This window comes from Mycobacterium sp. (genome assembly GCF_019247615.1).
In the GTDB taxonomy this organism is placed as follows: domain Bacteria; phylum Actinomycetota; class Actinomycetes; order Mycobacteriales; family Mycobacteriaceae; genus Mycobacterium.
Genome location: NZ_JAFBAT010000307.1, coordinates 22959 through 32006 on the forward strand (window position 1 = coordinate 22959; position 9048 = coordinate 32006).

8 protein-coding genes are annotated in these 9048 nt (G+C 68.3%); 4 read left to right on the forward strand and 4 right to left on the reverse strand.

Annotated elements, in window-relative coordinates:
- Positions 1 to 127: 127 nt before the first annotated feature.
- The gene (locus JO059_RS21535; RefSeq protein ID WP_293322534.1) at positions 128 to 1678 is read left to right on the forward strand and encodes a sensor domain-containing protein; all 1551 of its coding nucleotides are present in this window, start codon (positions 128 to 130) and stop codon (positions 1676 to 1678) included.
- A gap of 258 nt (positions 1679 to 1936) precedes the next feature.
- Here JO059_RS21535 and JO059_RS21540 read toward each other — a convergent pair whose 3' ends face one another.
- Positions 1937 to 2803, reverse strand: coding sequence for an aminodeoxychorismate lyase (locus tag JO059_RS21540; RefSeq protein WP_293322557.1), 867 nt, complete (start codon positions 2801 to 2803; stop codon positions 1937 to 1939).
- Between the two features lie 73 nt (positions 2804 to 2876).
- On the opposite strand from JO059_RS21540, the gene JO059_RS21545 reads away from it, so the two are divergent.
- Positions 2877 to 3968, forward strand: a complete 1092-nt coding sequence (locus JO059_RS21545; RefSeq protein WP_293322536.1) for a folate-binding protein YgfZ — start codon at positions 2877 to 2879, stop codon at positions 3966 to 3968.
- 150 nt (positions 3969 to 4118) lie between these two features.
- Positions 4119 to 4313 carry a DUF3073 domain-containing protein gene (locus JO059_RS21550; protein WP_293322538.1) on the forward strand — a complete coding sequence of 65 codons (195 nt, stop codon included), beginning with the start codon at positions 4119 to 4121 and terminating at the stop codon, positions 4311 to 4313.
- Positions 4314 to 4379: 66 nt separating this feature from the next.
- On the opposite strand, the gene purM is transcribed toward JO059_RS21550, so the two are convergent.
- The 3 genes from purM to JO059_RS21565 form a co-directional block, all read right to left on the reverse strand.
- Complete coding sequence (purM, locus tag JO059_RS21555; protein WP_293322540.1) at positions 4380 to 5474, reverse strand: phosphoribosylformylglycinamidine cyclo-ligase; 1095 nt, start codon at positions 5472 to 5474, stop codon at positions 4380 to 4382.
- Positions 5475 to 5526: 52 nt separating this feature from the next.
- Positions 5527 to 7077 (reverse strand): amidophosphoribosyltransferase, encoded by a 1551-nt coding sequence (gene purF, locus JO059_RS21560; protein WP_293322543.1) that lies wholly within the window; start codon positions 7075 to 7077, stop codon positions 5527 to 5529.
- Positions 7078 to 7215: 138 nt separating this feature from the next.
- On the reverse strand, positions 7216 to 7605 hold the full coding sequence (locus JO059_RS21565; protein ID WP_293322546.1) for a sterol carrier family protein: 390 nt from the start codon (positions 7603 to 7605) through the stop codon (positions 7216 to 7218).
- A gap of 134 nt (positions 7606 to 7739) precedes the next feature.
- Between JO059_RS21565 and JO059_RS21570 the strand changes: the two genes are divergently transcribed.
- Positions 7740 to 8729: an alkaline phosphatase family protein gene (locus JO059_RS21570; protein ID WP_293322548.1), complete on the forward strand. Its 990-nt coding sequence runs from the start codon at positions 7740 to 7742 to the stop codon at positions 8727 to 8729.
- The last annotated feature ends 319 nt before the right edge of the window (positions 8730 to 9048 follow it).

A 9048-nucleotide genomic window follows, 5' to 3' on the forward strand; every position in this document is an offset into this window, starting at 1 on the left:
TGCCCACCATGAGGCGGGCGAACACTGATACGGTATCGGCGCACAGTCGGGCGTCGGGGCGTAAAGGGCCGGTCGCATGCTGGCTTTCGCTCCGATCTCGCTCGGCCTCACGGTAGGGAGAACTGCGATGGCGGTGTTCGTCAGCTACTCGAGCCAGGACAGGTCAGCGCTCGACGCCTTGCTGGCCGCCCTGCGGCGCGGCCAGCAGCAGGTCTGGTTCGACCAGGAGCTCGGCGGCGGCGACGCCTGGTGGGCCAAGATATGCGAGCAGATCCGCTCCTGCGACGTGTTCATCATCGCGCTGTCGAACAACTGGCTGCGGTCCAAGCCCAGTCAGGCCGAGCTTCGTTATGCGCAGGCTCTGGGCCGGCCGATACTCCCCGTTCGGATCGGCGCCGTCGACAGCATGCGCGTGAATCCCGTTGCCACACTGCAGATCATCGACTACCGGGACCCGAGCGTCGAGGCCGGCATTCAGTTGGTCACCGCGGTTCACGCGTTACAGGCCAAGCCACAGCCGTTGCCGGACCCGCTGCCGGAGGAGCCGCCGGTTCCGTTCGGCTACATCACGCGGATGGGCAACGTTCTGGCGGAGAAGGAACTCAGCCCGCAGCAGCAGCTTCAGCTGTTGGTCGAGCTCCGATCCGGACTCGAGGAGGACGGCGACGATCCGAGCGCGCGAAGCGACATCGCCCAACTGCTGCGCATGATGCGCCTACGCCACGACGTCACATACCGCACACGAACCGAAATCGACAACGCGTTGGCTTCGCTCGAGTCGGCGGAGTCCGATCCCTCGACGGGTGCATCGGCGACGTCCGGGGCCGCCGCCCCGGCGGGACGAACCGGTGCGGCGTCCCAGGCCCCCGGCAAAACGGGGTCGGCCGCGTCCGGGGCCGCAGGCGGTGGTGCCGCCGCCGGCGGCAGACCCAACCGGAGGTTGCTGGTCATCGGCGGCTCCGCCCTCACCGTCGTCATCGCGATCGTGGTCGTCGTGGTGCTGGCCACTCAGGGGGGCTCGAAGAAGTCGCCGGCCACTGCCCAGCCGGCGGCGCCGGCGGCGCCAGGGGGCCCACAGCCGGCGGCTCCGGGCACACCGGCGGCACCAGGGGCGCCGGCGGCGGCGCCCGGGCGTCTGGATTCGATTCTGATCAGTGCGCAGCAGGTGAACGGCATCATGAACCCACCAATGCCGATGCAAGTCTCCACCGACCAGACGGCCTCGCGGCTGCGTCCGGACGAGCCCCTGTCAAATTCGGCCTGCTATGGCGCGTTCGATCCGATTCGAGAGTCCGCCTATGCGGGTTACACCCCTACGGGCGTGCTCGGCCAGGGCCTGGACACGCAGGACAATAGCTACCGGGTTTACCAAGCCGCGGTCAGCTTCTCAACCGCCGCGCAAGCCCAGGAGTTCGTGACGGCCTCTGCCGGCAAATGGAAGGCCTGCAACGGCTTGACCGTGAAGTACAACAACAAGGCCAACTGGACCTTCGGAAACGTCGCCGACACGCCGTCGAGGATCACGCTGTCGCGCACGCCGGGCGATCCCAGCCGGGCGAGCTGCGAGCGCGTCCTGAGCGCGGTGTCGGACGTGGTGCTCGACATCATGGCCTGCGAAGTGGGTGTCCAGGACCAAGGCGGTCAGATCGCCGATGCGATGGCCGCCAACGTGAGGTGATGGCGCTCACCGGCGGGTGCCGGGTCATGGGATGGAACGGCCCCCGAGCGTAGCTCCTGGTTGGACGGACCGGAACTCGGGGGCCGGGTGGCTACGGGGAATTCGCCAGCGTGCGTGTGCGCCGGCTCTTCCGAGCCTGTGCAGCTAGCGCGTAGCCACCTCACATGTCCATGAAGCTAACAATTCGCGGACCACCTCCTTCCTTGTGTACGGCCGACCGTACCCGCCATTCCGCGAGCCGACAACAGAATTCGGCGCTCACCGATCGCTGACGATCGCCGCGTCGACCAGTTCGGCGAATTCGGCGGCCATCGACGGGCGGCGCAGCCGCCGACCGTCGAGGGTATGCACGCGAGCCGCCACGGTCATGCCAGACACGAGCCAAATACCTTGGGCGGCAAGCAAATCTGCAACACGTAGCGCGCGATAGTCGCAGTCGTAGCCCTTGGAGCGGGCGACCTCGAACAGCGCCTGCTGCGTGGTGCCCCGCAGGATCGGATACCACGGCGGTGGTGTGAGCAGGCACGGATTTTCGCCGGTTTCGGAGGCGGCCGCGATCACGACCGTCGAACGTGGGCCTTCCAGAATGTAACCGTCGGAGCTGACGAAGATGACGTCACCGGCGCCCAGTTTCGCCGCATGACGCAATGCGGCCATGTTGACCGCGTAGGACAGCGTCTTGGCGCCGGCCAGCAGCCACGGCAGCGCGTCGATACCGGTGGTGGGCAGTCCGCGATTGAGCGTCACCGCCGCCAGCCCGTCTCGGCGAACGGCGGCCACCCTTTCCGGGATCGGGTTGACCATGACGTAGGCGGTCGGGGTCGAATCGCTCTCCCGGCCGCGGGTGTAGATCAGGCGCATCGCGCCTTCCCCGAAGTTTCCCGCGGCCCACTGCCGCGTGGCGGCCTCGATCGCGTGGCGCCAACTCGGGAGGTCCGGCGCGGGTAGCTCCATCAGCTTGGCCGAGTGGGTGAGCCGCTGCAGATGCGACTCGACCAGGCAGGCCCGGCCGTCGCGGACCAGCAGCGTCTCGAAGACGCCGTCGCCGCGAAGGGCCGCCAGGTCGTCGGCGTGCAGCAGGGGAGTTCCCGGCGGATGCCATTCGCCGTCCAGCGTGACGATCACACCCATCTCGCCGGCCATGAACGACAAGCCTAGCGACGAGCGTGCGGTTGGAGCGCGTCCGTAGAGTTGACGTGTGACTGCAGTCCCCGCACCCGATCGTGGGCCCGACGCCGGCGCGGTGTGGCACTACGGCGACCCGCTGGGTGAGCAGCGGGCGGCCGAAACCGACGCGGTGGTGGTCGACCGCTCACACCGCGCGGTGCTCACCCTCACCGGCAAGGACCGGAAGCCGTGGCTGCACAGCATCTCCACCCAGCACGTGAGCCAGCTGCCCGAGGGCGCCAGCACCCAAAACCTCAGCCTCGACGGTCAGGGCCGGGTCGAAGACCACTGGATTCAAACCGAACTCGGCGGCATCACGTACCTCGACACCGAACCTTGGCGGGGCGACCCTTTCCTGGAGTACCTGCGCAAGATGGTGTTCTGGTCCGAGGTCACGCCGGCCCGCGCCGACATGGCGGTGCTTTCATTGCTGGGTCCGCGACTGGGCGACCGGGCGGTGCTCGACGCTCTTCGCCTGGACGCATTGCCCGCCGAGCAGACCGCTGTTCTGGCAGGCGGGGGTTTTGTTCGTCGGATGACCGGCGCCCCCGCCGGCGCGATCGCACTGGACCTCCTTGTCCCGCGGGACGAGTCGGCCACCTGGCAGGGGCGCCTGGGGCGGGCCGGCGTGCGGCCCGCCGGGGTGTGGACCTACGAGGCGAACCGCGTGGCGGCCCTGCGGCCGCGACTGGGGGTCGACACGGATGAGCGCACGATCCCCCACGAGGCGGGCTGGATCGGCGGTCCCGGCCACGGAGCGGTGCACCTTGATAAGGGCTGCTACCGCGGGCAAGAGACCGTCGCGCGGGTGCACAACCTGGGCAGGCCTCCCCGGATGCTGGTGTTGTTGCACCTCGACGGCTCGGTGGAGCGGCCCTCGACCGGTGATGCGGTGCTCGCCGGCGGTCGTGCGGTGGGCCGCCTCGGAACCGTCGTCGAACACGTGGATCTCGGTCCGGTGGCGCTCGCGCTGCTCAAGCGAGGGGTGACGGCCGACACGGAATTGCGGACCGGGCCGCAGGGCGCGGTCGCCGCGGTGATCGACGCCGATTCCTTGCCGTCGGCCGAGCACGTCGGGGTGGGACGGTTGGCCGTTGAACGGTTGCGGGGAAGTGCGAAATAATCGGTGATATTGTCCGCCGCGGCGGGCAGGGGCAGTCGCCTCCCCTACCACCGAAGCACGGTAAACTGTCGGCAGGACAATAAACGACACCAAGAGATCGGAGCCGCCTACTCGTTAGGCCGCTCCGTTATTGCGCGAGGGGGTTCCCCCATGGGCCGCGGCCGGGCTAAGGCAAAGCAGACCAAGGTTGCACGAGAACTCAAATACAGTTCCCCGCAGACCGACTTCGAGCGGCTTCAGCGCGAGCTGTCAGGCACCGGTGCCGATGGATCCCACGAGCTGGACGGCTCGGACGATTCAGGCCCAGGCGATTCATGGGACGACCACGGCGACTGGCGACGCTAGAGCTCCCTCCCCGATAGCGGCGCTCCGTGCCCCGATGTGGCGTTGACCCCCGTCGTTGAGGCCTCCTTAGAACCTCGGGTGCTGCCCGACCAGTTTCGCCCGCGGGCTGTCCTTCCCCCCCTTGCCCACGGTTCCCAGGATCCAGCAGTCCAGGTGGCGCGCCGTCAGAATGGCCAGGGCGCGATCGGTGTCTTCTGGAGCGACGACGGCGATCATGCCGACACCCATGTTGAAGGTCTTCTCCATCTCCTCGCGCGACACCCGCCCGCGCTGGGCAATCATCGCGAACACCGGCGCGGGCGTCCAGGTGCCGCGGTCGACCTCGGCGACCAGCCCCTGCGGGATCACGCGTTGCAGGTTGCCGGCCAGCCCGCCGCCGGTGACGTGGCAGAAGGTCCGAACGTGGGTCTCGGCCGTCAGCGCCAGGCAGTCCTTGGCGTAGATCCGGGTCGGCTCCAACAGTTCCTCACCCAGGGTGCGACCGAACTCCTCGACGTAGCCGGCGAGGTTCATCCGGTCGATCTCGAGAAGCACCGTTCGCGCCAACGAGTATCCATTGGAGTGCAGGCCGGAGGATCCCAGCGCGATGATGACATCGCCCGGCCTGACGCGGTCGGGCCCGAGCACGTCGTCGGCCTCGACGACGCCGACGCCAGTGGCCGAGATGTCGTAGTGGTCCGGTTCCATCAGGCCGGGGTGTTCCGCCGTTTCGCCGCCGAGCAGCGCGCAGCCGGCGCGCACACATCCTTCCGCGATGCCCCTGACGATCGCGCCCAAGCGTTCCGGCACTGTCCGGCCCACCGCGATGTAGTCCTGCAGAAACAGTGGCTCGGCGCCACAGACCACGAGGTCGTCGACCACCATCGCCACCAGATCGAGACCGACGGTGTCGTGCTTGTCCATAGCCTGGGCGACGGCCAGCTTGGTGCCGACGCCATCGGTGGACGCGGCCAGCACCGGTTCGCGATAGTCGCCGCGCAGCGCAAACAGGCCGGCGAATCCGCCCAACCCGCCCCGGACCTCGGGTCTGCTCGCCTTCGTCGCCAGCGGCTTGAACAAACGGACGGCTCGTTCTCCGGCCTCGATGTCCACTCCAGCCGACGCGTAGGTGATGCCCTGGCTGCCCGGCTCGCGGCCGGGGCTCTTTCCGGGATCCGTCATCGCGATAAAGGCTACCGGGCGGCGCTGGGCGCCGGGATCAAACCTCGAGCAACTATGAGCGAACTTCGTCAGCGTACGGCTGGTATTTGTCTGGTGTCAGCTGGTCGAGTCCGGCTCCGCGCGCGGCGTTGGCGAGCATGTGCTCGATGACGTTCTTGCCCAGGGCCGTCTCGCCGGGCAATTCGATCGGGTACTTGCCGTCGAAGCAGGCGGTGCACAACCGCGAGGCCGGCTGCTCGGAGGCGGCTACCATGCCGCGCAGCGAGACGTAGCCGAGTGTGTCGGCCCCGATGGCGTGCCGTACCGCCTCCAGCATCTCCCCTTTGTCCTCGACCGCGTTCGCGATCAGCTCGGCCGGCGACGGGAAATCGATGCCGTAGAAGCACGGCCACTTCACCGGCGGCGAGGCGATGCGGACATGCACCTCGAGGGCACCGGCCTCGCGCAGCATCCGCAGCAGCGCGCGCTGGGTGTTGCCGCGCACGATCGAGTCGTCGACGACGATGAGCCGCTTGCCGCGGATCACCTCCCGAAGCGGGTTGAGCTTGAGGCGGATGCCGAGCTGGCGGATGGTCTGCGACGGCTGAATGAAGGTTCGCCCGACATACGCGTTCTTCATCAGGCCCTGCCCGTAGGGGATGCCCGACTCCTGCGCGTATCCGACCGCGGCGGGGGTGCCCGACTCGGGCACGCCGATCACCAGGTCGGCGTCGACGGGGCATTCACGCGCCAGCCGGCGTCCGATCTCGACGCGGGTGGCGTGCACGGAGCGGCCCGCGATCGTGCTGTCCGGCCGCGCCAGGTAGACATATTCGAAGACACAGCCCTTGGGCATCGGGTTGGCGAAACGCGTAGAGCGCACGCCGTCGGCGTCGATCGCCAGCAATTCACCCGGCTCGATGTCGCGCACGAACGAGGCGCCGACGATGTCGAGAGCCGCGGTCTCGGACGCGACCACCCAGCCCCGGTCCAGCCGGCCGAGCGAAAGCGGCCGCACCCCGTACGGGTCGCGGCAGGCGTACAGCGTGTTTTCGTCCATGAACGTCAGGCAGAAGGCACCGCGCACGGTCGGCAGCAGTTCCAGCGCCGCCTGTTCCAGGGTGGAATCGGCGGCACCGTGGGCCAGCAGGGCGCCCAGCATGTCGGAGTCCGTCGTCGCCGGCGCCGGGCATCGGGTACCGATCAAGCCCGCCTCGCGGGCCCGCGCGGCAAGCTCGGCGGTGTTGACGAGGTTCCCGTTGTGCCCCAATGCAACCCCGGTGCCGGCGGCGGTGTTGCGGAAAACCGGCTGGGCGTTTTCCCACGTCGTGTCGCCCGTTGTGGAGTAGCGGCAGTGACCGATGGCGACGTGGCCCTGCATCGCGGCCAGCGTCTGCTCGTCGAAAACCTGGCTGACCAGGCCGAGGTCTTTGAAGACCAGCACCTGGGATCCGTCGGCGACGGCGATGCCCGCGGCTTCCTGGCCACGATGCTGCAGCGCGTACAGGCCGTAATAGGTGAGTTTGGCGACTTCCTCGCCGGGGGCCCAGACCCCGAATACGCCGCACTCTTCGCGGGGGGAGTTCAGGTCCTGCTCGGGTGCTTCGGCTCCAGCGACGGTCACGGTTCGGCGGCTCCCTGGCGAACGATTGGTGACGTAATGGAGTCTACGGGCCCGATGTCCGCGACACGCAATCCACAGCGCGTGTTGAGCGCCGGAAATTCCGTGACGGCACCCTAAAGCTGCAGTTCAGGGTGATATTCAGCGCACATCGACCAGGGGCAGCCAGTGGCCGATCTCACCGGCCCGCGACCCCGACAGAGTCGCGGCGCCGGAGGACCGCGCCTCGTCGAGCGGCACCAGCCCGGTCGCCAGCCGGAGCCACGTGCGCGGATCGGTCTCGACCACATTTGGCGGCGTGCCGCGCGTGTGCCGGGGCCCGGCGATGCACTGCACCGCGACGAACGGCGGTACGCGGACCTCGACGCTGGCGCCGGGGGCGACCTCGGCGAGCGTGCGCGCCGTGAGCCGCACCGCGGTCGCCAGGGCGTTGCGGTCGGGCGCCGGGAGAGACTCGTCGCGCAGCCAGTCCGCGACGACCAGCAGGGCCTGTCGGGTCTGTGCCGGATCGGCTCGTCGGCGTGCGGCCATGCCTCATGGTTTCAAAGGCTGCAGCGCTCGCATTGGCCGCCGGTCACTGCGGCCGACGGGGGGCTTCGCTTCTCCGGGCGTTCACCCCTCGTTGCCTTTCGGCGACGAGACTCGGCGCCGACGAGGAGGATGCGGTGGGCCCGATCGAACACGTGGTGATCGTTGTGAAGGAGAACCACACCTTCGACAATTATTTCGGCACGTTCCCCGGCGCGAACGGGGTGACGCTGCCCCCCGCGGAGAACCCGCCGCCCAACGATCCGGACCACCGCCACCAGGCGTGGATGGGGCGATCGGACGACACCCGGTATCGGGTGCAGTACACCGAGTCCGACATCCCGGGCTACTTCGAGTTGGCTCGCCGATACACGTTGTGCGACAACTACTTCTCCGAGGTGGCCGGCCCGTCCACTCCCAACCACCTCATGCTGGTTTGCGCCGACTCCCCGGTGATCAACAATCCTCACCACCACTACCGGCCCGCCCCGAGCGACCGCTACCGGCTGCCCTCGTTGCCGACCGCGCTCGAGAAGGCCGGGCTGTCATGGGGAAACTACGGCGGATACGCCTTCGCCTACATCGACGGGCTGCACACCCGTGGCAACAACCACGCCCGGGACGTGTTCGCCGAACACGCCCGGGCGGGGCAACTCCCCACCGTGTCATGGGTTTACGGCGACGGAAAGCCCGATCTGTCCGAGCACCCGACGCAGAACGTCACCGACGGCATGAACTGGACCCTCGACCAGATCGCGGCCGTCGCCTCGGGAGGCCTCTGGGACCGCGTGGCGATCTTCATCACCTGGGACGACTGGGGCGGCTGGTATGACCACGTCGACCCGCCCGTGGTGGAAAGCTGGGACCACAGCCACGCGCAACGCGCCGACGACGAGTTCGCCGACTTCGACGGGCAACCGTTCCGGTACGGGTCACGCGTGCCGTGCCTCGTGGTTGGGCCGTACGCCAAACCCGGCCACATCAGCTCGCAGCTCAACTCCCACGTCAGCCTGCTCAGGTTCTGCGAGACCACCTTCGGACTCGATGCGCTGACCGACCGCGACGCGGCCTCCAACGGCATGGCCGACTGCATCGACACGTCCCAGCAACCCAACCCGCATCCCTGATACCGGTGACAGCCCCCCACGGTTCCGACGACCGCCCGGCACGACGCGCAACGATTTCCGGCGATGCCGACCCGGACTAAACTTCTTCTGTTACCCAAGCAACGGTGACGTTGCCGTGAGGTTTGCGGAAAGCGCCGAACCGGCTGCCTTGCAAGCGATATCGCTTGACGAGACCATTGTCTCGAGGCAAAAGTCTCGCTCGTCCCTTTTGCGACCTCGAATGGCGGCGATCACGATGGCCAGAGTCACGCTCCGCAAGAGCGGTCGGCCCGCGCGCCGCACCCTCGCCCCCATGATCGTCACCCGGCAGGGCAAGATC

Bases quoted from the DNA above. Each gene is read 5' to 3' on its own strand.
- JO059_RS21535 (WP_293322534.1), top strand. From the start codon at position 128: ATGGCGGTGTTCGTCAGCTACTCGAGCCAGGACAGGTCAGCGCTCGAC.
- JO059_RS21550 (WP_293322538.1), top strand. From the start codon at position 4,119: ATGGGCCGCGGCCGGGCTAAGGCAAAGCAGACCAAGGTTGCACGAGAA.
- purM (WP_293322540.1), bottom strand. From the start codon at position 5,474: ATGACGGATCCCGGAAAGAGCCCCGGCCGCGAGCCGGGCAGCCAGGGC.
- JO059_RS21565 (WP_293322546.1), bottom strand. From the start codon at position 7,605: ATGGCCGCACGCCGACGAGCCGATCCGGCACAGACCCGACAGGCCCTG.